The sequence below is a fragment of the Massilia litorea genome (assembly GCF_015101885.1).
In the GTDB taxonomy this organism is placed as follows: Bacteria; Pseudomonadota; Gammaproteobacteria; order Burkholderiales; family Burkholderiaceae_D; genus Telluria; species Telluria litorea.
This window is the reverse complement of sequence record NZ_CP062941.1, coordinates 1763326-1786349: the sequence shown is the minus strand read 5'-3', so window position 1 is coordinate 1786349 and position 23024 is coordinate 1763326. Positions and strand designations below refer to the sequence as shown.

Sequence of the window (23024 nt, the reverse complement as noted above, 5' to 3'; positions counted from 1 at the left end):
GGCCATTCTAAGCCGCGCAGGCCGCTTCCAACATGACGGGATTGTCATCTGGGCGTCAGGCTGGCGTCGCCCGGCCCTGCGTAGAGTAGCGGCTTCATTTATTCGAGGAGTACCCATGATCAAGCCTGCCCTGGCGCTGGGCGCCGCCTTGCTGGCCAATACGGCCGCGGCCGGCCTGCCGCAACTGCCCGACTTGTCGCTCGATGCGGCCAACCGTGTCGCCGCCGCGGCGATTGCCGCCTGCCGCGCGCAGGGCCGGACCGTCGTTGTGTCCGTCGTCGACCGCGGCGGCAACCTGGTCGCCGTGCAGCGCGGCGACGGTGTCGGCCCGCACAATACGGAGGCCAGCAGGCGCAAGGCCTATACCGCGCTGTCGACCAGGAACGCCACGCTCGACCTGGCCCGCAATGCCGCCCTTGATCCCGACGCGCGCAACCTGGCGAACCTCCCCGAGCTGCTGCTGCTCGGCGGCGGCGTTCCGCTGCGCAGCGATGGCGCCGTCGTCGGCGCCATCGGCGTGGCCGGCGGCGGCGGCGCCGTCAACGACCATGCCTGCGCCGTCGCGGCCCTGGCCGCCGTGCCCGCATTCGAGCGCCCGCGCGCTCCCTGAACAACCCAAGCACAAAGGAATTACCCATGCACACCACCATTCGCCGTTCGTTCCTCGCCGCCGCGCTGCTGAGCTCCTGCCTGCACGCCCTTGCCGCCGACAACCCGCTCAGCGTCCACATCCTCGACCTGCAAAGCGGCCAGCCGACCCCGGGCGTGGCAGTCACGCTCGAGCAGCAGGACAAGGGCGAGTGGCGCGCCCTCGGCAGCGCCGTCACCGACGCGCAAGGCCGCGTGCGTGCGCTCTACCCGGCCGGCAAGGCGCTGGCAAGCGGCGCCTACCGTATCGTGTTCAAGACCGGCGAACACTATGCACGCCTGCGCCAGCCGACCTTTTTCGAGCAGATCCCGATCGAATTCAAGGTGGCAGATACGACCCAGCACTATCACATCCCCCTGCTGCTGAGCCCTTACGGCTACTCGACCTACCGGGGGAATTGAGCGCCTGCATGGCGCGGCGGGTGCGCTCGAAAAGGTCTACCATGTGAGAACTTGTCTGAAACTTAAGAGGATCCCATGCTGACTCTGAAAGACCCGGCGCTCTTGCGCCAGCAAGCCTATATCGACGGACAATGGTGCGACGCCAATGAAGCCGCCACGGTCGACGTGATCAATCCGGCGACCGGAGAAAAACTGGGCACGGTGCCGCACATGGGCGCGCAGGAAACCCGGCGCGCGATCGACGCCGCCGCAGCTGCCTGGCCTGCCTGGCGCAAGAAGACCGCGCGCGAGCGCAGCCTGGTGCTGCGCAGGTGGAGTGATTTGATGCTGGAGAATGCCGACGACCTGGCGCTCCTGATGACGGCCGAGCAGGGCAAACCGCTGGCCGAGGCAAAGGGAGAAGTCGCGTATGCCGCCTCCTTCTTCGAATGGTTCGGGGAAGAAGCGAAACGTGTCGCCGGTGAAACCCTGCAATCGCCCTGGCCCGACCGCCGCATCGTGGTGACGAAAGAGCCGATCGGCGTCTGCGCAGCGATTACCCCGTGGAATTTCCCGGCCGCGATGATCACCCGCAAGGTTGGCCCGGCACTGGCCGCCGGCTGTCCGATCGTCTTGAAACCCGCGGAGCTGACGCCGTATTCCGCGCTCGCGCTTGCCGTATTGGCCGAGCGCGCCGGGGTCCCGAAAGGCGTGTTCAGCGTCGTGATCGGCGACTCGAAAGCGATCGGCGGCGAAATGACGAGCAATCCACTAGTTCGCAAGCTCAGCTTCACGGGTTCGACCGCCGTCGGCCGCCTGCTGATGGAACAATGCGCGCCGACGATCAAGAAGATTTCGCTGGAACTGGGCGGGAATGCCTCCTTCATCGTGTTCGACGACGCCGACATCGACGCCGCCGTCGAAGGGGCGATCGCCTCCAAATACCGGAATGCCGGCCAGACCTGCGTCTGCGCCAACCGGATTTATGTGCAGGACGGCGTCTACGAGGAATTCGCGCAGAAACTGGTCGCGGCCGTCGGCAAGCTGAAGGTGGGCAACGGCGTCGAGGCCGGCGTCAACCAGGGGCCGCTGATCGAAGAAAAAGCCGTCGTGAAAGTCGAGCAGCACATCGCCGATGCCCTGTCGAAAGGCGCGCGCCTGCTACTGGGCGGCAAGCGCCACGAACTCGGTCACAGCTTCTTCCAGCCGACCGTGCTGGCCGACGTCACCTCGAACATGGCGCTAGCGCGCGAAGAAACCTTCGGGCCGCTGGCGCCCCTGTTCCGTTTCAGCACTGAAGACGAAGTGATCGCGATGGCGAACGACACCGAGTTCGGCCTCGCTTCGTATTTCTATTCGCGCGACATCGGCCGCGTCTGGCGCGTGGCCGAGCAGATCGAGACCGGCATGGTCGGCGTCAATACCGGCTTGATCTCGACCGAAGTCGCGCCCTTCGGCGGCGTCAAGCAGTCGGGCCTGGGACGCGAGGGTTCGGTCCATGGCATGGACGACTACCTGGTGATGAAATATATCTGCATGGGCGGCGTCTGAGTGATACGCGCCCCCTCGGCCGATGCCATCGACGCGCCCCTGTTCATCGTGCCGCGGGTGCTCGATGCCTTGCGCGCGTACCGGGCGCGGGCGAAGTTCGGTGACGATCCCGTCGTCGCAGCGCAGCTGTCGGCCGTGCTCGATGAACTCGTGGACGCGCTGCTGGCCGGGCTGGAGGCACATCCCACCAGGTTCTGGGTCATCCAGCAGTCGCGCAAGACTCTGGGGCGGGTGGCCGAAACAGGCGCGCGGGAGCAGCTCGCCAGGGAGCTGGAGGTACTGATGGGCATACTCGGCATCCGCACGGACACCTTGCCGGGGTGGGAGCGAGGCTAGCGCCAGCACTGGCTACGCTGGCGTTTGATACTGCGTTGCAGTATTTCCACATGTCAATACAATTTGTCTACGCATGTAGGTGTAGTCCTACTACAATGTGCCTATCGGTTACAGCGTCCTTACCTGGACCTTGACCGGGCCACTCTCGCAAGCCAAGCCCCTCGCTGGTGAAGTCAAGGACGGCGCCGCCACAAGCGGCGTTGGCGTCAGCACGCGCGTCCGTCTAGTTAAATTACTACAACGTCTAAAATGAAATTGTCTGATTCGAAAATCGGTACCCGTCTCGGGGCGGGCTTCGGCCTCCTGCTGCTCCTGATGATCCTGCTCACCGCCGTGGGCTCCTGGCTGCTGCGCGAATTCAGCGCTTCCACCGACCTCATCATGAACGACGCCCTCGTCAAGGAGCGCCTGGTGACGGAATGGCACGACGCCACCGAACTCAATGCCGCCCGTACCGCCCTGGTACTGTTCAGCGACGACCCGGCACTGCAGAAAGACACCGAGGAGAAAATACGCGCGACGAGCGAGCGCGTATCCCTCATCCAGGAGCAACTCCAGCGCCTGGTGGTCAGCGATTCGGGCAAGGCGATCCTGGCCGGCACGCAAGAGAAGCGCCAGCGCTACAGCGACGTGCGCAAGTCGCTGCTGAAGGCAAAGGCCGCCGGCGACAACGCGGCGGTCAAGGCCGGCATGGCGGACCTGAATGCGGCACGCGACGCCTATGGCGCGAGCATCGAGCTGCTGGGCAAGCACCAGCGCGAGAAGGCGGCCGCGCTCGGCGCGGAGCTCGCGCAGGACAGCAAGAACGGACAAATCCTGTTGGCCGGCATGTGCAGCGCCGCGCTCGCGCTGGCGCTGGCCTGCACCGTGCTCGTCACCCGTTCGATCACCCGGCCGCTGCAGCGCGCCACGGCGGTGGCGGCCGATGTGTCGGCGGGGCGCCTGAGCAACTACTCGGAACCATGCTCGCGCGACGAGACCGGGCAACTGCTGGCCGCGCTCTACAAGATGAACGGCGACCTCTTCCGCATCGTCAGCGCAGTGCGCGACAGCAGCAGTGCGATCGTCATCGGTTCCGACGAGATCGCCAAGGGCAACGAGGACCTGTCCGCGCGCACCGAGCAGCAGGCGGGCTCGCTCGAGGAAACCGCCTCGTCGATGGAAGAACTCACCGCGACCGTCAAGCACAATGCCGACAACGCCCGCCAGGCCGACCAGCTGGCCAGCACGGCATCGAGCGTGGCGGCGCAAGGCGGCGCGGTGGTGGCGCAGGTGGTGGAAACGATGGACTCGATCAGCGCATCGGCCGGGAAAATTACCGACATCATCGGCGTCATCAACGGGATTGCGTTCCAGACCAACATCCTGGCCCTGAACGCGGCCGTCGAAGCGGCGCGCGCCGGCGAACAGGGACGCGGCTTTGCCGTCGTGGCCAGCGAAGTGCGCAACCTGGCGCAACGCTCGGCCAGCGCGGCGCACGAGATCAAGGACCTGATCGAAACCTCGGCACGCGATGTCGCCGCCGGTACCACACTGGTCGGCAAAGCTGGCAATACGATGGAAGACATCGTCGCGAGCGTGAACCGGGTCAATGCCATCATGCGCGACATCGCGCTCGCCACCGATGAGCAGGAGTCGGGTATTGCCCAGATCAACCAGGCGATCAGCCAGATGGACACGGTCACGCAACAGAACGCCGCGTTGGTCGAGGAAGCAGCGGCCGCCAGCCAGACCCTGCGCAGCCAGGCGACCGAGCTCGGCGAGCTGGTCGGCACCTTTACGCTCACCGACGCCGGCCAGGGGGCCAGAAGCCAGCGTGGCGCCCACCAGCAGCAGGCTTCGGCACCTGTGGCGCGTGCCGCCCCGGCCTGACACTTTCTCGCGCGCATGTACCAGTGGTAGGTGCGCGCATTCCCGCCGCACTGTTCAATTACCCGCTATGATCAATTGCACATGATCAAATCGGGACACCGATCCACTTGTCCACTCCCCATCCGATCATGTCGCCCAGAAGAAGCCAACGACAAAAGGAGACACGCAGTGGAAAAGAATGCATCGCCCTACCCCCAGCGTATGAAGTTCTTGCTTGCATCGGGCGTCGTCCTGTTGCTTGGCGCCTGTAGCGATAACTATTCGCCCCCGACCAGCGCCACGGATGTCGTGGAAACGGCCGGCGGCCAGGTCCGGGCGGTCGACCGCCTCGGCATGCGCAGCTATTTCGCGATCCCCTTCGCCGCACCGCCAGTCGGCAATTTGCGCTGGATGCCGCCCGCGGCCCCGGCGAAATGGAGCACGGCGCTGGCCGCCACCAAGTCGGCAGCGCCTTGCCTGCAGACCAGCGCCAGCCCGTTCCGGCTCGCCGGCGACAGCGAAGACTGCCTCTACCTGGACGTGCACGCGCCGACCGGCACCGGCCCGTTCCCGGTCATGGTCAACCTGCACGGCGGCGCCTTCAATACCGGCGGCACCTCGGTGTATGCCGACCCTTCTCCCCTCGTGACCAAGGGCGTCATCGTCGTGAACGTCGCCTACCGCCTCGGCGCCATGGGTTTCCTAGCGCATCCGGCCCTGGTACAGGACGGCGCCGCCGGCAACTACGGCATCATGGACCAGCAGGCGGCCTTGAGGTGGGTGCAGGACAATATCGTCCAGTTCGCAGGCGACAAGAACAACGTCACCGTCTTCGGCGAATCGGCCGGCGGCTTCAGCGTGATGACCCACCTCGCCTCGCCTGGCTCGAAGGGCCTGTTCAACAAGGCCATGATCCAGAGCGGCAACTACGGCAACGACCGCCAGCTGAGCGCGGCGCAGATGGGCGCGGCCAGCGCAGCCATCGCCGACACGGCGATCACTGCGGCGAAGACGGCGGGTGTCGGCGGCATCAACTGCGAGGCAGGCGCGGTGACGGCAGCCTGTTTGCGCAGCCTGCCGGATCCGGTCATTCGTACCTATCTCGCCAACGCGATCAGCACGGCCTTACCGATCATGGTGCCCTCGGTGGACGGCAAGGTGCTGACGAAGTCGGTGAAAGCGACCTTCGCCGCCGGAGAGAACATCAAGGTGCCGCTTGTCAACGGCACCAATGAAAACGAATACGCGCTGTACATCGCCATCAACGAAGCCGGGCGCCGGGCGGCGGCCTCGAACTTCGATCCGGCCAACACCAGTTTCTCGCTGCCGGCCGCCGGCTATGCCCCGACGATCGCCGGCCTGACCGCGGGAACCGGCATCAATGTGAACGACATCATCGCCAATTTTTATCCGCTGGCCAATTACGGCAGCAATCCGGCAACCCAGCCGAGCCTGGCGGCCTCGAGCCTGGCGACCGACCTCGGCTTCTCCTGCCCGGCCCTGCGCACCTCGCAGCGCATCGCCGCGCAGGGTTCGCCGGTCTGGATGTACGAGTTCCGCGACCAGACCGCGCTGCCCACGGTCGGCGTGGCCAACGGCCAGTATTACCTGAGCTTCCCGCAGGGCGCCGCGCACTCCTATGATTTGCAGTACCTGTACAACCTGGGAGACTTGGGCAATGCCGAGCGGCGCGAACTGCAAACCGCGATGACGCGTTACTGGACCAATTTCGCGAAGACGGGGAATCCGAACGGCGGCGGGACGGTACCGGCGGAGTGGCCGGCGTTCACGGGGCCGGACAAGGTACTGGGGCTGGATGTGGCATCCGGCGGCGGTGTGAAGGCCTTGAGCACCTTCGATGCGGATCACCAGTGTACGACCGCGTGGGGGAGGATCGTCACCTTCTGATCGCCGTAGTGTGGGCGAGGCCATTGGCCTCGCCCACCCCTATGCGTCCTTGTACTCGTGGTACTTGCGCGCGTCGCCGCGCACTTTATCGGCCGGGTATTTGGCGCGGTTGAGGACCATCTTTTCCTCGACGGCCGCCATCAGGTCGACATCGAGTTTATCCGCCAGGCGCACGAGGTAGACCAGTACGTCGGCCATCTCGTGGCGCACCTCGGCCAGCTTGCCTTCTCCGAGTTCCTCGAGCCGGCCATGCTGCAGCCATTGAAAATGCTCGAGCAGCTCGGCCGCCTCGACCGACAGCGCCGACGCCAAATTCTTCGGTGTGTGGAACTGGTCCCAGTCGCGCTCGTTGACGAACACGCGCACCAGTTCGCGCAGGCGGGCCAGGTCGCCAACCTTGCCCTGCCCCTCCCCGGCACTCACAGGTCCTCGCCGCGATCGAGGTAGCCGTCCAGCACGACGGCGAGTTTCGGGGCGATTTCCTCGAAGCTGCTGACCGTGATGCCGAGGTCGCGCAGCAGGCCGTCATGCACGCCATACACCCAGCTGTGGATGGTCAGCGGCTGGCCGCGTTCCCAGGCATCGCGCACGATCGTCGTCTGCGCCACGTTCATCACCTGTTCGGCCACATTCAGCTCGACCAGGCGGTTCGTCGCCGAGACGCCGGCCACGTTGCCCAGGTATTTGCCGTGCTTTTCGCGCACGTCGCGCACGTGGCCGAGCCAGTTGTCGGCCAGTCCGACGCGGGTATTGGTGAGCGCCGCATGCACGCCCCCGCAGCCATAATGGCCGCAGATGATGATGTGCTTGACCTTCAGGACGTCGACCGCGAACTGCAGCACGGAGAGGCAGTTCAGGTCCGAATGCACGACCACGTTGGCGATATTGCGGTGGACAAACAGCTCGCCCGGCGCCATACCGACCAGTTCGTTGGCGGGGACGCGGCTGTCCGAACAGCCGATCCACAGGTATTCCGGGGCTTGCTGGGAAGCGAGGTCTTTAAAGAAATTAGGATCCTCTTCGACCCGTGAAGCGGCCCAGTCGCGATTGCGTTCGAACAGGTCGGCGGCCGTCAGGCCGGTCGGTGTTTTCGCCATTGAATTCTCCTGCTGAAGAAAAGGCGCAGGACGCGCCCTTCTGTGATATTTGGTGAGCTTTGCGTATTGTAAACGCAACACGAAAAACGGTCAGGCGCAAAAAAAACCGCTGAGGGCTCGCGCCACTCAGCGGTTTCATGAAAGGTCTTACTCGAAGAAATCTTTGACCTTGTCCATCCAGCCCTTGCTTTGCGGGCTGTGCTTGGCACCGCCCTCGTTGGTCAGGCGGTCGAACTCGCGCAGCAGGTCCTTCTGCTTGTCGGTGAGTTTCACAGGGGTCTCGACCACCATGTGGCAGAACAGGTCGCCCGCATAGCCGGAACGCACGCCCTTGATGCCCTTGCCCTTCAAACGGAAGGTTTTACCCGTCTGCGTGCCTTCCGGCACCGTGAACGAGACTTTACCGGTGAGCGTCGGCACTTCGATTTCGCCGCCGATGGCTGCCTTGGTGAACGAGATCGGCATTTCGCAATGCAGGTCGTCGCCTTCGCGCTGGAACACGGCGTGCGGCTTGATGTGGATCTCGACGTACAGGTCGCCCGACGGACCGCCATTCGTGCCCGGTTCGCCGTTGCCGGTCGAGCGGATGCGCATGCCGTTGTCGATACCGGCCGGAATCTTGACTTCCAGCGTCTTGTTGCGCTTGATGCGTCCGGCGCCGCTGCACGATGGGCAGGGTTCCGGGATCATCTTGCCGCTGCCGTGGCACTTCGGGCAGGTCTGCTGGATGCTGAAGAAGCCCTGCTGCATGCGCACCTGGCCGTGGCCGGCGCAGGTGGTGCAGGTGACCGGCTGCGTGCCCGGCTTGGCGCCGCTGCCGTGGCAGGTGTCGCACTTGTCCCAGCTCGGCACGCGGATGGTCGTGTCGAAGCCGTTGGCCGCCTGTTCCAGCGTGATTTCGAGGTTGTAACGCAGGTCGGCACCCCGATACACCTGGGGACCACCCGCACTGCGGCCGCGGCCGCCGCCGCCGAAGATGTCGCCGAAGATATCGCCAAAGGCATCGCCGAACCCGCCTGCGCCAAAGCCGCCTCCGCCGCCACCCATGTTCGGGTCGACGCCGGCGTGACCGTAACGGTCATAGGCCTCGCGTTTTTCCGGATTGGTCAGCATCTCGTAGGCCTCTTTGACCTCCTTGAACTTTTCCTCCGCTTCCTTGTTGTCAGGGTTGCGGTCCGGATGATATTTCATCGCCAGCTTGCGATACGACTTCTTGATCTCTTCTTCCGAAGCACCTTTTGCGACCCCAAGGATCTCGTAAAAATCACGCTTTGCCATTTGGCACCTTGCTGTTGTCTACTGAACGAACTGTCTGAGCAAAAAAACCGAGCCTCCAACCATAGGTCGTCGGCTCGGCCGTATTACGCGCTGAAAATTACTTCGCGTCTTTCACTTCTTTAAAATCGGCGTCGACGACATCGTCAGCCTGGGCCGACGATTCCGCGCCGCCCTGCTGTGCGCCACCTTCGGCGCCCGCGCCGCCTGCCTGCTGCGCCTGCATGTCGGCGTACATCTTCTCGCCCAGCTTCTGCGCAGCGGTCGTGAGGGCCGCGGTCTTGTTGTCGATGTCGGCCTTGTCGCCGGACTTGATCGAGCCTTCGAGGTCGGTAATGGCTGCCTCGATCTTTTCCTTCTCGCCCGCTTCCAGCTTGTCGCCGTATTCGGTCAGCGACTTGCGGGTCGAGTGCACCAGCGCATCGGCCTGGTTGCGCGACTCGGCCAGTTCCTTGACCTTCTTGTCTTCTTCGGCGTTCAGCTCGGCGTCCTTCACCATCTTCTGGATTTCGTCCTCGGTCAGGCCCGAGTTCGCCTTGATGGTGATCTTGTTTTCCTTGCCGGTGGCCTTGTCTTTCGCGCCGACGTGCAGGATGCCGTTGGCGTCGATGTCGAAGGTCACTTCGATCTGTGGGGTGCCGCGTGCTGCCGGCGGGATGCCCTCGAGATTGAATTCGCCCAGGCCCTTGTTGCCGGCCGCGATTTCACGCTCGCCCTGATACACCTTGATGGTGACCGCTGGCTGGTTGTCGTCGGCGGTCGAGAACACCTGCGAGAACTTGGTCGGAATCGTGGTGTTCTTGTGGATCATCTTGGTCATCACGCCGCCCAGGGTTTCGATACCCAGCGACAGCGGGGTCACGTCCAGCAGCAGCAAGTCCTTGCGCTCGCCCGACAGGACCGAACCCTGGATCGCGGCGCCGACGGCGACGGCTTCGTCCGGGTTCACGTCCTTGCGTGGATCCTTGCCGAAGAATTCCTTCACTTTTTCCTGCACCTTCGGCATGCGGGTCATGCCGCCGACCAGGATGATGTCGTCGATATCGGTAACCTTGACGCCGGCATCCTTGATGGCGATGCGGCATGGCTCGATGGTTTTCGCGATCAGTTCCTCGACCAGGGACTCCAGCTTGGCGCGGGTCATTTTCAGGTTCAGGTGGACCGGCGCGCCGTTCGCCATGGCGATGTACGGCTCGTTGATTTCGGTCTGCTGCGACGACGACAGTTCGATCTTCGCGCGCTCGGCCGAGGCCTTGATGCGCTGCAGGGCGATCGCGTCTTTCGACAGGTCGAGCCCGTTGATCTTCTTGAATTCGTCGATGATGTAATCGATGATGCGCTGGTCGAAGTCTTCGCCGCCGAGGAAGGTGTCGCCGTTGGTCGACAGCACTTCGAACTGCTTCTCGCCTTCCACGTCCGCGATCTCGATGATCGAGACGTCGAAGGTGCCGCCGCCGAGGTCATACACGGCGATCTTGCGGTCGCCCTTTTCGGTCTTGTCCAGGCCGAAAGCCAGCGCCGCCGCGGTCGGCTCGTTGATGATGCGCTTGACGTCCAGGCCCGCGATACGGCCGGCATCCTTGGTTGCCTGGCGCTGCGAGTCGTTGAAGTAGGCCGGCACGGTGATGACCGCTTCGGTGACTTCTTCGCCGAGGTAGTCTTCGGCGGTCTTCTTCATCTTGCGCAGGATTTCAGCCGACACCTGCTGTGCCGCCAGCTTCTTGTCGCGCACGCTGATCCAGGCGTCGCCGTTGTCGGCCTTGACGATCTGGTACGGCATCAGGCCGATGTCTTTCTGGACTTCCTTTTCGTCGTACTTGCGGCCAATCAGGCGCTTGACGGCGAACAGGGTGTTCTTTGGATTGGTGACCGCCTGGCGTTTCGCAGGTGCGCCGACGAGGATCTCGCCATCTTCCTGGTAAGCGATGATCGACGGCGTGGTACGTGCGCCTTCGGCGTTTTCGATGACCTTAGGCTGGCCGTTTTCCATGATCGCAACGCACGAGTTGGTGGTGCCCAGGTCGATACCGATGATTCTGCCCATGATTATTTTCCTTTAGATGCTAAGTTTCGGATGTTTTGGAATATTGGGAAAAACTGCGTGCTTTCAAGGGTTTTGCCGATCAGCACACTTAAATTTTTCTTATTTCGGTGCCGCTGCGGTCACGATGGCCGGTCGCAACAGGCGGTCGGCGATCATGTAACCCTTCTGCAAAACGCTGACCACGGTGTTGGCTTCCTGGTCGGCCGGCACCACGGCCACGGCCTGGTGCTTGTTCGGATCGAGCTTGTCGCCTTGTTGCGGCATGACTTCGACCAGGCGGTTCTTCTCGAAGGCGCTGGTGAGTTGCTTGAGCGTCATCTCGACGCCTTCCTTGATCGATTCGACCGTCGGCGCTTCGACCTTCAAGGCCATTTCGAGGCTGTCGCGCACCGGCACCATGGCCTCTGCAAAACTTTCGATGGCGAATTTGTGGGCCTTGCTCACGTCTTCCTGGGCGCGGCGACGGATGTTCTCGGCGTCGGCCTTGGCACGCATGAACGCGTCGTGCATTTCAGCCAGCTTGGCTTCGGTGGCGCTCAGCTGTTCTTCGAGGCCGGGTTCGCCGTTGGCTGGGGCGGCGGCTGCCTGGGGGGCAGCTGCCGGGGCAGCGGGAGCGCCTTCGCCCTCCGGCTGGGGAATCACCTCTGGATTTTCTTGATCTTGCATCGAAAACACTCCTGAAATCAAATACTTGGCTGAACAATTGGACGGATACTGCTCCACGTACAGCGCCGCATATGGGGTGATCTCCTACAAATTCAAGGGGTATTGAACAGACGCCACCAGAAAGTCTGACAACATTTGTTACAACATTTACCGATGAGCTGATTCTTTCCGGGGCCGACAGTTCTACCATGCTCGTAACGCGCGTTCCAGCGCGACGAGAACAAGAACCAGGGCCAAGGGAGCCATCATGAGATTGCAGTTGATCAGCAGCGCCGTCGTGGTCTACACCGCGCTTGCGGTAGCGTGCATTTGCTACGCCGGGGTGTAGGGCACGCCGTCAAAACATGCCATTTTAGCAGGTCAATGAAGCTGACCGGGAGGCTGGGCGGGGGACAATAGTCCGGGGGACTGTTGTCCGCCCGGTGGGGATCGGTAAATTCAGAACTGACGCAGGGGTGCAGGTACCCACGCAAGCGCTTTTATGCCCCCAGCCGCAATGCGTTTTCGCGCCCGCGTTCGGCATCGCGCCGCTCGGCGTCGCGCTGGGACGGGCTCATCATCGTGGGCCAGCCGATCAGGTGCTGTTCGGCGATTTCGGCCATGCCGACAATCCAGGTCGGCGACTCGTTCAGGCAAGGGATGTAGTGAAAGTCCTTGCCGCCGGCCGCCTCGAACTCGTGCTTCACTTCCATCGCGATCTCTTCCAGGGTTTCCAGGCAATCGCTGGTAAAACCCGGACAGATCACGTCCACCCGCTGCACGCCCTGGCGCGCGAGCTCGGCCACGGTCGGCGCCGTGTAGGGCTGCAGCCACTCGGCCTTGCCGAAACGCGACTGGAAGGTGACGACGTAATCGTCGGGCGCCAGGCGCAGGCGCGCAGCCAGCAATCTCGCCGTCTTCTGGCATTCGCAGTAATACGGATCGCCCAGCATCAGGGTGCGCCTGGGCACGCCGTGAAAACTCATCACCAGTTTCTGGCCGCGGCCATGCGTGTCCCAGTGCGCGAGTACCGTATCGTGCAGGGCGTCGATATAGCCGTCGTGGTCGTGGTAGTGCTTCACCAGGCGCAGTTCGGGCACGTTGCGCACATCCTTGTAATGGGCAAAAACGGCATCCCAGATCGAAGCGGTGGTCGTGCCGGAATACTGCGGGTAGGCCGGCAGGATCACGATGCGGTCGCAACCGTCCGCCTTGAGTTCGTCCAGCACCTCGGGCAGCGCAGGCGAACCGTAGCGCATCGCCATGCGCACCTGCACGCCCTCGTGGCCACGGTCTTCCAGGGCCGCGGCCAGGGCAGCCGCCTGCTTTTGCGTGTGTACCTTCAGGGGCGAACCGTCGCGGGTCCAGATCGTCTGGTATTTCTTGGCCGACGCGCCGGAACGGAAGGGCAGGATGATCAGGTTCAGGATGCACCACCACACCAGGCGCGGAATTTCCACCACCCGCGGGTCGGACAGGAATTGCCGCAAATAGCGTTTCACGGCCGGCCGGGTCGGCGCATCGGGCGTGCCGAGGTTGACGAGGACAATCGCGCTGCGGGAAACGGTGCCGTGGGTGTGGGCTGGTTCTTTTCTGAAGGGCATGAGCAAACGGGAGGCGGCAGGGGCCTCCATTATATGGGGGCCGATTGCAGCCTCGAGCGGATATTTACGAACGGCGAGCTAAGCCAGCCGTTCGGCAATGTCGTGGACGCTCAGCTTCAGGTCGTCACCTTCAGGCGCACGTCGATGTTGTTGCGCGTGGCATTCGAATACGGGCAGACGATGTGGGCCTTGTCGACCAGATCCTGCAGCTGGCCCTGCTCCATGCCGGGACCGTGGACGGTGAGATCGACTTCGATGCCGAAGCCGGTCGGGATCTGGCCGATGCCGACTTCGCCGGTGACCGTCAAGTCTTCCGGCAATTTCACCTTCTGCTGGCCGGCGACGAATTTCAGCGCGCCCAGGAAGCAGGCCGAATAGCCGGCGGCAAACAATTGCTCGGGATTGGTGCCGGTGGCGCCATTGCCGCCCAGCTCTTTCGGCGTCGTCAGTTTAACGTCCAGCACGCCGTTATCGCTGCGGGACGTGCCTTCGCGGCCGCCCTGCGAGGTGGCCTTGGCGCGGTACAGGACTTTGTCGATGCTCATGCGTTCCTCCGTGGTTGGGTTGGAAACAGATTGTGGCAGATGGCTTCCTTGCAGCGCGCCCGCCTGAACGAGCGGCCATGTCCGCGCTATGTCCGTTTTCGCACGGAACGGTTTCATTCCCCGCCGTATGCTGCGATGTCACTCGGGCAGACATGACTTGCCGATTACTGCATTTACACGACCATGAACACGCCCACCTCCAGCACCAAACCCGCCACCGATGAGCCGGCGGCCCCGCCCAAGCGCCAGCGCGCCGCGCCCCTATCTCTCGCTGCATGGAAACAATTCGTCAACGTCGCCAAGCCGTATTGGCTGGAGGATCAAAAAAAGAAGGCCTGGAGCCTGCTGATCCTCCTGATCGTGTTGATGCTGGTTGAGACCAAGCTGGCCGTCATGTTGAACAACCAGGCCGGCGAAATGACCTCGGCGCTGGCCGCCAAGAACGGCGACCGCTTCTGGACTTCGGTGCGCGCCTGCCTGTTCGTGCTGGCCATTGCGGTACCGGTGTATGCCTTTTACTATTACATGCGCGACCTGTTCGCCAACCAGTGGCGGCGCTGGCTCACCGGCCGTTTCCTGGACGGCTACCTGAGCGGGCGCAAATACTACGAGCTCGGTGCCGACAACGCCATCGACAACCCGGACCAGCGTATCAGCGAAGACGTCAACACGTTTACTGGGCGCTCGATCAACTTCCTGCTGATCTTCCTGGGCTCGCTCATGCAGCTGGTCGCCTTCAGCACCGTGCTGTGGTCGATTTCGCATTTGCTGGTCGGCGTACTCGCGGTATACGCGCTGGCGGGCACTGTCATCGCCCTCTGGGTATTCGGCACCCCGCTGATCCACCTGAATTTCTGGCAGCTGCGGCGCGAGGCGGATTTCCGCTTCAGCCTGATGCGCCTGCGCGAAAATGCCGAATCGATCGCCTTCTACCGCGGCGAAGCCCAGGAGCGTGTCCATATCGACAGCAAGCTCGACAAAGTGATCAACAATTTTGCCAGGTTAATTAAACGGCAGCGTTCCCTCAACCTGTTTCAGCGCAGTTTCAGCCAATTGACCCTGGTGCTGCCGAGCGTGATCCTGGCCAACGGCGTGCTGTCGGGCGAACTCGAAGTAGGCCGCGCGATCCAGGCGGCCGGCGCGTTTACGGCCGTGCTCGGTGCCGTGGGCGTGATTGTCGATAACTTCGAGAGCCTGAGCCGCTTCGTGGCGGGCATCGATCGCCTGCAGGCCCTGTCGAAGCTGGTATTGCCGAATGCGGAGCCGCAGGCCGGTACCGTCGACACGCATCCACGCATCGGTCGGCGTCCGGGGCCGCACCTTGCGCTGGAAGCCGTGACGCTGCATCCGCCGCAATCCGAACGGGTGCTCATCAAGGAGCTGAGCCTGGCCTTGCAGCCGGGCGACGCCCTGCTCATCACCGGCGACAGCGGCTGCGGCAAGAGCTCGCTGCTGCGGGCGATTGCAGGCTTGTGGCATACGGGCAGCGGCACCATTCACCATCCACCGCTGGAAGATTTCTTCTTCCTGCCCCAGCAGCCCTATCTGCAGTCGGGCACCCTGCGCAGCCAGCTCATCTACCCAAGCGCGCATTCATCCCTGAGCGACGAACAGTTGCTGGCGATCCTGGAGCAGGTTCACCTGCCGCGCCTGGCCGAGCGGGTGGGCGGCCTGGACGCCGTACAGGACTGGGAAAAGCTGCTGTCGGTCGGCGAGCAGCAGCGCCTGGCATTTGCGCGCGTGCTGGTGCACCAGCCAGGCATCGTCATCCTCGACGAAGCGACCAGCGCGCTCGACAGTGCCAACGAAGCCTCGCTCTACGGACGCCTGCGCGACAGTGGAACCACCCTGATCAGCATCGCCCACCGCGCCGCCGTGCTGCGCCACCACACCCACGTGCTGCACCTGACGGGTGAAGGCGCATGGGAGCTGCATGCGGCGGACGGTTATCAATTCGATGAGCCGGTTACCGCCGTGCCCGGCAACGGTAGCGACCTGCAGCCGCTGCGGCCAGCCCCCAAGGTGGCAGTCGCGGGGTAGCGGGCATACCCGTGCGCATTCCGTTAATGGCCGGAAAACAAGTAATAAGGAGCAATAATAAACAGACTGGGCATTGAGCCTGATTAAGCTTCATGGTCGTGCCCGCTAGCGGCACGCGCGCGTTCTCCTACACTTGAGCTAACCATCTTTCATAAGTTGCTAACTCAAAGGAAACCATATGAAACGCGCGGATCAGCACCGTAGGCAGTTGATGAAGGGAATTTTAGGAGCCGTTGCCATCCAGGGCATTCCCGATCTCGCCTTTGCCTGGGCCGGCGCGCGCGTCCGCCTCGAGTGGCAGCAGTTCAAGCAAACCAGCCAGTACCAGTCCTTCCTGAACGCAATTTCCGCCATGCGTCGGAATACCAATCCTGCCGATCCCGGCTCGCTGCATTATTGGGTCAACGTCCACCAGACATATTGCCCGCACGATGTGCCGTATTTCATTTCCTGGCACCGCGGATATCTGTATTGTTTCGAGCAGCAGCTTCGACTGTCCTCGGGCGATCCGACGCTGGACCTGCCCTATTGGGATTACTATTCCTACCCGACCTTGCCGGCCGAATTCACCGATCCGGCGCCCAGCAATCCGCTGTATGTCCAGCGCGCCGGCGTCAATGTCTACAATGCGCTGACCTTATGGCCGTTTGGGCCGGAGGTTTTCAATTTCCAGCGCGGGACGACGGATGCGTTCGAGGTGCGGATGGAGAACGCGCCCCATAATCCCGTGCACAACCTCATTGGCGGCGTCATGGCCACCATGCAATCGCCCTTCGATCCGATCTTTTATCTGCATCACGCGAATATCGACCGCTTGACGCACGCCTGGGCCCTCCCCGACGGCAAAGGCATTCCACCAACCGCGTGGCCCTATTCGTCCACCAACAGCAGCCCCTACTGGGCTGGAACCAACGTGTACGCGTCCGGCCTGAGCGTCGAACGCTGGAAAACCTATCATCCCGGCTGGCTCGGCTATGATTACGCCGACAACACGCTGCCGACCGCGCTGCCGCCGCGTCCTGGGGCGGCCCAAACTGCCCAGGCCATGAAACTGGCGGCGCCGCAAGTGCCGTCCAATCAACGGCCGCCCTCCAAGCGGTTTACGCCGGCGCCGCCGCGCCAGATCTCGACGAGCCGGCGCTCGCTGGGCGGCGCCGCCCAGGTCAGCTTCGACGAACAGTCCTATACCGCCAGCCTGAGCTTCAACCAGAAAGACGCGGCCGAAATTGCGGCCATCATTGCATCGCGGCGGATGGGACACGAGGGCGCGGGCGGGGGACGGGTGGGGTCGGTCAAATTCGTGGTCGACAGCGCGCGGATGAGCGATCCGGGACGCCTGGGCGGCTATTACTATGCGCTCTACCTGAACATGCCGGACGTCGTCGATTCGAAGACTGCGTATAACAAATCCTTCCTTGGCACCCTGGGGGCCTTCCAGATCGCGGCGGTGTCCCACCATGGCCCGGGCCGGCTCGAATTCGACCTGGTCGGTCTATTATTGCAGCAGGAGATCAAGGACTTTTCGACGCTCTCGATCTCCTGGATACGCGTCGACGGCGACAATCCGCCGGCAGGCCAGACGATCAACGTGGCCGAAGCCCGTGTCGATTTGGCGTACGAAATCGAGCCCGTCCAGCTGCCGCTCCTGCAGGGGATGACGAGCGGATATAAATAAGGTCAAGGCAGACGCCGCGCAGCCCCCCGCCCTGTGCTCAGGACGCCAGCAACTCGCGCGCATGCTTGCGCGTCGTCTCCGTGATCTCGATCCCGCCCAGCATGCGCGCCACTTCTTCCACGCGCGCGCGGTTGTTCAGCACTTCGATGCGCGAGACGGTACGGCCTTCGCCGGTCGTGCCCTTCGCCACCTGGAAGTGCTGGTTGGCCTGGCTCGCCACCTGCGGCAGGTGCGTCACGCAGAGCACTTGCCGCTCCTGGCCCAGGCGTTTCAACAGGCGCCCGACCACTTCGGCGACGCCGCCGCCGATGCCGCTGTCGACCTCGTCGAAGATCAGGGTCGGCGTCGTGGTCGCGTTCGAGGTGATGACGGAAATCGCCAGCGAGATCCGCGCCAGTTCGCCGCCCGACGCCACCTTGGCCAGCGGACGCGGCACGACGCCGGCGTGGCCGGCGACCAGGAATTCGACGACCTCGAGGCCATGCGCGCCAGGCTCGCCGGCGTTCAGGCCGACTTCGAAACGCCCGCCGCCCATGCTCAGCTCCTGCATCGCATTCGTCACCTGCTCGCTCAGGGCGCGGGCGGCTTTTACGCGCCGTGCAGACAAGCGCTCGGCGACCTTGCGGTAGGCCGCTTCCGCTTTCGCTTCCTGGCGTTTCAATCCTTCCATGTCGCTGGCGTCGGCGAGCTGGCGCAGCTTGGCGGACAAGGTGGCGTGTTCTTCGTGCAGCTCTTCCGGCGTGACGTGGTATTTGCGCGCGGCGCTGTGCAGGGCATCCATGCGGGCGTCGACTTCGCGCAGGCGCGCAGGGTCGAGCTCGACCTTGTCGATATAACTGTTCAGCGCATACACCGCTTCCTGCAGCTGGATACGGGCCGGCTCCATGCAGTCGAGCACGGTCTGCAACTCGGCATCCACGTCGACCAGTTTACCGAGCTTGGTATTCAGGGAGGACAGCTGCGACAGGATCGGGTGGTCGGATTCGGAGATCGCGGCCAGCGCTTCCTGCGCGCCCTCGATCAGGCTGGCGGCGTGCGACAGGCGGCTGTGCTCGTTGGTGATCTCGAGCCACTCGCCGGCTTTCGGCGCCAGTTTATCGAGTTCGCTCACCTGCCATTCGAGGCGCTCGCGCTCGATCAATACGTTCTTCGCGTTTGTTTCGTATTCCTCGCGCTGGCGCGACAACGCGCGCCAGGCACGCCAGGCGACGGCGACTTCCTGGGCCTCGGCCGCAGCTGCGGGGTCGCGCACGGCGATCTGGTTGTCGAGCAGTGCGCGCTGGGCGTCGGCTTTCAACAGGCTCTGGTGCGCATGCTGGCCGTGAATGTCGACCAGCATTTCCCCCAGTTCGCGCAGCTGGCTCGCGGTGGCCGCGATGCCGTTGATATACGCTTTCGAGCGGCCGGCGTTGTCGATCACGCGGCGCAGCAGCGCCCCGCCCTCCTCGCAGGCGAACTCGTTCTGGTCGAGCCAGCTGGTGGCCGCCTCGGTCAGCGCAAAGTCGGCGCTGATGTCGGCCTTGGCCGCGCCTTCGCGCACCATGCTGGCGTCGCCGCGCCCGCCCAGGGCCAGCTGCAGGGCATCGATCAGGATCGATTTGCCGGCACCGGTCTCGCCCGTGAAAACCGAGAAACCGCGGGCGAATTCGAGTTCGATGGCGTCGACGATGACGAAGTCGCGGATGGTCAGTGTGCGCAGCATGAAAAAAGGAGTCTCCCGGGTTTCTGGATTATTTGAGTTTTCCGTCATTCGACGGGTATTCGTGCCAGTGCAGCTTTTCGCGCAGCGTGTGGTAGTAGCTCCAGCCTTCCGGGTGCAGGAAGGTGATCGTGTTCGGGGAACGCGAAATGAAAATTTCGTCGCCGTGCTGCAGGCTGGCGAAGGTCTGCATGTCGAAATTCACCGAGATGTCGCGCCCGCTGACGATCTCGACCACGATCTCGCTGGTGTCGGGAATGGCGATCGGCCGGTTCGACAGCGCGTGCGGTGCGATCGGCACCAGCACGATGCCCTGCAGGCTCGGGTGCAGCAGCGGGCCGCCGGCCGACAGCGCGTAGGCCGTGGAGCCGGTCGGCGTCGAGACGATCAAGCCGTCCGAACGCTGGTTGTACATGAAATGGCCGTCGACCGTGACCCGCAATTCCGCCATGCCGGCGCCGCTGCCGCGCGCCACGACGACGTCGTTGACGGCCACGCCGCAAAAGATCATCTCGCCGCCGCGCATCACGCGCCCTTCCAGCAGCGTGCGCTTCTCGGCCGTCGCCTTGCCCTGCAGGATTTCGCCCAGCGCCGGCAGCATGCGCTCGACCGGAATGTCGGTAATAAAACCGAGGCGGCCGAGGTTGATGCCGATCAGGGCGAGATCGTATTTCGCGAGCTGGCGCGCGATGCCGAGCATGGTGCCGTCGCCGCCCATGACGATGGCCAGCTGCGCCTGCTCGCCGATCTCGGGGACCGTCATCGATTCGATGCCCGGCATGCCCAGGTGCGCGGCCGTGTCGAGTTCGAACACGACCCGGTGCCCGGCTTTCTGCAGGAAGGCGACCACGCTCGCCACCGGTTCTTCGATGCCGGCCGTGTTCTGCCGCACCACCAGCGCGATAGTCGACTGCGATTCGGGTGTAAGGGGCATAGGGTCTCTCGGCGATGGATGGGCGAACACGCTGGAGATTAACCGATAATCCCGGCCGCTGCCACCCGGCCGCGCATCAAATACTGTACAGATGAACAGTATAGATGCGGTAGGCCGAATACCGCAAGATCAGGCGATCACGGCCAGCGCGGCGGCACCCACCATCGCGAGCACGATGCAGAAAAGATGCATGGTCATCAGCACGATCCAGCGCAGCGCGGTCATGGCGCGCCCGCCCCCGTACACCTTGCGCATGGCGGTCGGCAGGTAGAACACCAGCCACACCATCAATCCGGTGCCGAGCAAGGGAATGGCATCCGGCAGCACCAGCAGCAGGCTGAGCATGAGGAAGGCGAACGCGTTCGTGTGCAGGGCAAACAGCAGGTGCTCGCCATAGCGCCTTCCCGAGCCGAGGTACAGCAGTTTCAGCAGCGCCGCAAAGACCGGCATCAGCGCGAAGATCGCGTACGGCGCGTAGCTGGAGAAGGAGCGCTGCATCGAGGCATTGCGCTGCTCGGGCGCCAGGCTGCTGAAATGCTCGACCTTCTTGCCGAGCGCGGGGTGGATCGCCGCCGCCTTCTTTTGCACCCATCGATCGTCGCCGTCATCGAGTTCGATCAGGCTGGCATGCTTCTTTTTCTCTTTCTTGCCCGCGGCGGTCGCTGCCTCGTCGAGGTCGTCGTCCTTCGGCACCAGCACGGCCGTCTTGCCCTCGGCCGCGCCGGGACTGGCCGGGGCCGACGCTTCGACGCGCTGCTCGGCAGGCGCTTGCGTCACACCATTGCCGAAGTGATTGCCGCTGAGTTTGAAAATCGCGAAGAAGATGATGCTGAACGTCAGGTACAGGCGCAGCGGCTCGACATAGCGCACCCGCTTGCCCTCAATGTAGTCGCGCGTCAGGCGTCCGGGACGGAACAGCAGCAGCGCCACCGATTTCCACAGTTTGCCTTCCAGCGCCACATAGTGCGCGATGAATTCGTGCAGGAATTCGCGCGCACTCGGCACGTGCAGGTGCGCCGGCTGGCCGCATCCCTGGCAGAAAGCCCCGGCAATCGAGGTGCCGCAATTCGGGCAGTGGATGGCGTGGTCTAACTGAAGGTCGTGTTTCACGGCGATTCCGGGCAAGGATGGCGAATAGTGCAATGGTAACTATTTAATTGCAAAAAAGCATCATCCAATTGCGCGACTGCGCACGATACGACGCGTTAGGATTCATGCAAGAGTCAGCAGAGGAGAACCCCATGGTTATCGAAACCAAAGATCGCTTCGTCAATACCGATGCGAAGATCGAAAACGACGGCGTCAAACGCCAGCCGCACGAGCGCGACGAATCGCCCGACGGCCAGGACCAGGAACCGCGCGGCATCATGAAGCAGGCCGCCGAAGACCTGGCGCAGGGTCTTGTCGATACCGACCTGCGCAATACGCCGGGCATCAGCGAAGCGGTCGAACCCAAGGCCGGCGCCACCGGCCAGGCCAATCCGCAACCCGATCGCCATGAATCGATGCGCGATCACGATACGGCGCGGCCCGTTCCGCGTCCCAGCAACGAACAAGGACAGAAATCATGACCATCAAGCGTAACGGCAGTGCCGTCTGGAGCGGCGGTTTAAAGGACGGCAAGGGCGCCGTCTCGACCGGTAGCGGAGTGTTAAAAGATGCGCAGTACGGGTTCAATACCCGCTTCGAGGACGGTCCCGGCACCAACCCCGAAGAACTGATCGGCGCCGCCCACGCGGGCTGTTTCACCATGGCCCTGTCCGGCCAGCTGGGACAAGCCGGCATGACGGCCCAGGAACTGCGCACCACGGCGACGGTATCGATGGAAAAGGTCGAAGGCGGTTTTTCGATCACGGCCGTCCACCTCGACCTGGTCGCGAAGATCCCGGGCGCCAGCCAGGAAGCGTTCGACAAGGCAGCCCAGACCGCCAAGGAAAACTGCCCGGTGTCGAAGCTGCTGAATGCCGAGATCACCTTGAGCTCGCGCCTGGAAAACTAAGTTTTACTGGAGCGTCAGTTGTAGGGGGCGGGTCTTCCCGCCCACGCGTTCTCTCCACGTCCGCAGCGCCCTCAGCAAGATTCCCCACGACCGCATAAAATTCCCCTTTCCGTTTCATCAAGAAAGAACAACCATGCGCTTCCTGCACACCATGCTCCGCGTCGGCAACCTCGAACGTTCGATCGACTTCTACACCAAGGTCCTCGGCATGAAATTGCTGCGCACCAGCGACAACCCCGAATACAAATATAAACTCGCCTTCCTCGGCTACGGCAGCAATCCCGAGCACGCCGAGCTCGAGCTGACCTACAACTACGGCACCGACAGCTACGACATGGGCACCGCCTACGGCCACATCGCGATCTCGGCCGAAGACATCTACGCCACCTGCGACGCCGTGCGCGCCGCCGGCGGCAACATCACGCGCGAACCGGGTCCGGTCAAGGGCGGCTCCACCGTGATCGCCTTCGTCACCGATCCGGATGGTTACAAGATCGAATTCATCCAGCGCAAGGATGACGGGGTTCCAGGCGGCCTGAACAACTAAGCTGCCCACGCGGCATCGACTTGATGCTGCTACAATCGTCGAGCCTGATTCCCAGGCAACAAATACGTCTTCGGGGCGGGGTGCAATTCCCCACCGGCGGTAGGACCGGCAACGGTCGAGCCCGCGAGCGCCTGTTCTCTCCCGAGTGCAGGGTCAGCAGATCTGGTCTGATGCCAGAGCCGACGGTCATAGTCCGGATGAAAGAAGATGTGCGTTATTGCGCTTGGAGCACAAGCCTGCCTGAT

General features: G+C 63.3%; 21 protein-coding genes and 1 riboswitch. Of the genes, 11 read left to right on the top strand and 10 right to left on the bottom strand.

The window, feature by feature from the left end; all coding sequences use genetic code 11:
* Positions 1-115: 115 nt before the first annotated feature.
* The 6 genes from LPB04_RS07940 to LPB04_RS07915 all read left to right on the top strand — a co-directional run bounded on the left by LPB04_RS07940 (position 116) and on the right by LPB04_RS07915 (position 6675).
* A complete protein-coding gene (locus LPB04_RS07940) occupies positions 116-610 on the top strand; it encodes a GlcG/HbpS family heme-binding protein (protein ID WP_193688167.1) in 495 nt (164 codons plus the stop codon).
* Positions 611-636: 26 nt separating this feature from the next.
* Positions 637-1050, top strand: coding sequence for a hydroxyisourate hydrolase (gene uraH, locus LPB04_RS07935; RefSeq protein ID WP_193688166.1), 414 nt, complete (start codon positions 637-639; stop codon positions 1048-1050).
* Between the two features lie 75 nt (positions 1051-1125).
* A complete protein-coding gene (gene gabD / locus LPB04_RS07930; RefSeq protein WP_193688165.1) occupies positions 1126-2580 on the top strand; it encodes an NADP-dependent succinate-semialdehyde dehydrogenase in 1455 nt (484 codons plus the stop codon).
* A complete protein-coding gene (locus tag LPB04_RS07925) occupies positions 2581-2916 on the top strand; it encodes a hypothetical protein (RefSeq protein ID WP_193688164.1) in 336 nt (111 codons plus the stop codon). It abuts the gene before it with no gap.
* Positions 2917-3165: 249 nt separating this feature from the next.
* A complete protein-coding gene (locus LPB04_RS24350) occupies positions 3166-4788 on the top strand; it encodes a methyl-accepting chemotaxis protein (RefSeq protein WP_307727395.1) in 1623 nt (540 codons plus the stop codon).
* A gap of 168 nt (positions 4789-4956) precedes the next feature.
* Complete coding sequence (locus LPB04_RS07915; RefSeq protein WP_193688163.1) at positions 4957-6675, top strand: carboxylesterase/lipase family protein; 1719 nt, start codon at positions 4957-4959, stop codon at positions 6673-6675.
* A gap of 39 nt (positions 6676-6714) precedes the next feature.
* On the opposite strand, the gene LPB04_RS07910 is transcribed toward LPB04_RS07915, so the two are convergent.
* The 7 genes from LPB04_RS07910 to LPB04_RS07880 all read right to left on the bottom strand — a co-directional run bounded on the left by LPB04_RS07910 (position 6715) and on the right by LPB04_RS07880 (position 13885).
* Positions 6715-7098, bottom strand: a complete 384-nt coding sequence (locus tag LPB04_RS07910; RefSeq protein WP_193688162.1) for a nucleotide pyrophosphohydrolase — start codon at positions 7096-7098, stop codon at positions 6715-6717.
* On the bottom strand, positions 7095-7772 hold the full coding sequence (gene can / locus LPB04_RS07905; protein WP_193688161.1) for a carbonate dehydratase: 678 nt from the start codon (positions 7770-7772) through the stop codon (positions 7095-7097). Before can ends, LPB04_RS07910 begins: the two co-directional genes overlap by 4 nt.
* A 147-nt stretch (positions 7773-7919) precedes the next feature.
* Positions 7920-9050, bottom strand: a complete 1131-nt coding sequence (gene dnaJ, locus LPB04_RS07900) for a molecular chaperone DnaJ (protein WP_193688160.1) — start codon at positions 9048-9050, stop codon at positions 7920-7922.
* 97 nt (positions 9051-9147) lie between these two features.
* Positions 9148-11091 (bottom strand): molecular chaperone DnaK, encoded by a 1944-nt coding sequence (dnaK, locus tag LPB04_RS07895; protein WP_193688159.1) that lies wholly within the window; start codon positions 11089-11091, stop codon positions 9148-9150.
* Positions 11092-11190: 99 nt separating this feature from the next.
* The gene (gene grpE, locus LPB04_RS07890) at positions 11191-11757 is read right to left on the bottom strand and encodes a nucleotide exchange factor GrpE (protein ID WP_193688158.1); all 567 of its coding nucleotides are present in this window, start codon (positions 11755-11757) and stop codon (positions 11191-11193) included.
* Between the two features lie 479 nt (positions 11758-12236).
* Complete coding sequence (gene hemH / locus LPB04_RS07885) at positions 12237-13340, bottom strand: ferrochelatase (RefSeq protein ID WP_193688157.1); 1104 nt, start codon at positions 13338-13340, stop codon at positions 12237-12239.
* 116 nt (positions 13341-13456) lie between these two features.
* On the bottom strand, positions 13457-13885 hold the full coding sequence (locus tag LPB04_RS07880; RefSeq protein WP_193688156.1) for an organic hydroperoxide resistance protein: 429 nt from the start codon (positions 13883-13885) through the stop codon (positions 13457-13459).
* Between the two features lie 183 nt (positions 13886-14068).
* Between LPB04_RS07880 and LPB04_RS07875 the strand changes: the two genes are divergently transcribed.
* Positions 14069-15925: an ABC transporter ATP-binding protein/permease gene (locus tag LPB04_RS07875; RefSeq protein WP_193688155.1), complete on the top strand. Its 1857-nt coding sequence runs from the start codon at positions 14069-14071 to the stop codon at positions 15923-15925.
* A gap of 178 nt (positions 15926-16103) precedes the next feature.
* Positions 16104-17600, top strand: coding sequence for a tyrosinase family protein (locus LPB04_RS07870; RefSeq protein WP_227496658.1), 1497 nt, complete (start codon positions 16104-16106; stop codon positions 17598-17600).
* A 37-nt stretch (positions 17601-17637) separates the two neighbouring features.
* Here LPB04_RS07870 and recN read toward each other — a convergent pair whose 3' ends face one another.
* The 3 genes from recN to LPB04_RS07855 form a co-directional block, all read right to left on the bottom strand.
* The gene (gene recN / locus LPB04_RS07865) at positions 17638-19302 is read right to left on the bottom strand and encodes a DNA repair protein RecN (RefSeq protein ID WP_193688154.1); all 1665 of its coding nucleotides are present in this window, start codon (positions 19300-19302) and stop codon (positions 17638-17640) included.
* Between the two features lie 28 nt (positions 19303-19330).
* The gene (locus tag LPB04_RS07860; protein ID WP_193688153.1) at positions 19331-20233 is read right to left on the bottom strand and encodes an NAD kinase; all 903 of its coding nucleotides are present in this window, start codon (positions 20231-20233) and stop codon (positions 19331-19333) included.
* A 129-nt stretch (positions 20234-20362) separates the two neighbouring features.
* Positions 20363-21343: a DUF3667 domain-containing protein gene (locus LPB04_RS07855; protein WP_193688152.1), complete on the bottom strand. Its 981-nt coding sequence runs from the start codon at positions 21341-21343 to the stop codon at positions 20363-20365.
* A 131-nt stretch (positions 21344-21474) separates the two neighbouring features.
* Here LPB04_RS07855 and LPB04_RS07850 point away from each other — a divergent pair, with 131 nt between their 5' ends.
* The 3 genes from LPB04_RS07850 (at position 21475) to gloA (ending at position 22779) form a co-directional block, all read left to right on the top strand.
* Positions 21475-21804: a serine hydrolase family protein gene (locus LPB04_RS07850; RefSeq protein ID WP_193688151.1), complete on the top strand. Its 330-nt coding sequence runs from the start codon at positions 21475-21477 to the stop codon at positions 21802-21804.
* Entirely contained in the window at positions 21801-22232 is a 432-nt protein-coding gene (locus LPB04_RS07845; protein ID WP_193688150.1) for an OsmC family protein, read from the top strand. Before LPB04_RS07850 ends, LPB04_RS07845 begins: the two co-directional genes overlap by 4 nt.
* Before the next feature lie 133 nt (positions 22233-22365).
* Entirely contained in the window at positions 22366-22779 is a 414-nt protein-coding gene (gene gloA, locus LPB04_RS07840; RefSeq protein ID WP_193688149.1) for a lactoylglutathione lyase, read from the top strand.
* Positions 22780-22841: 62 nt separating this feature from the next.
* Positions 22842-22992: riboswitch (FMN riboswitch) on the top strand.
* Positions 22993-23024 lie beyond the last annotated feature (32 nt).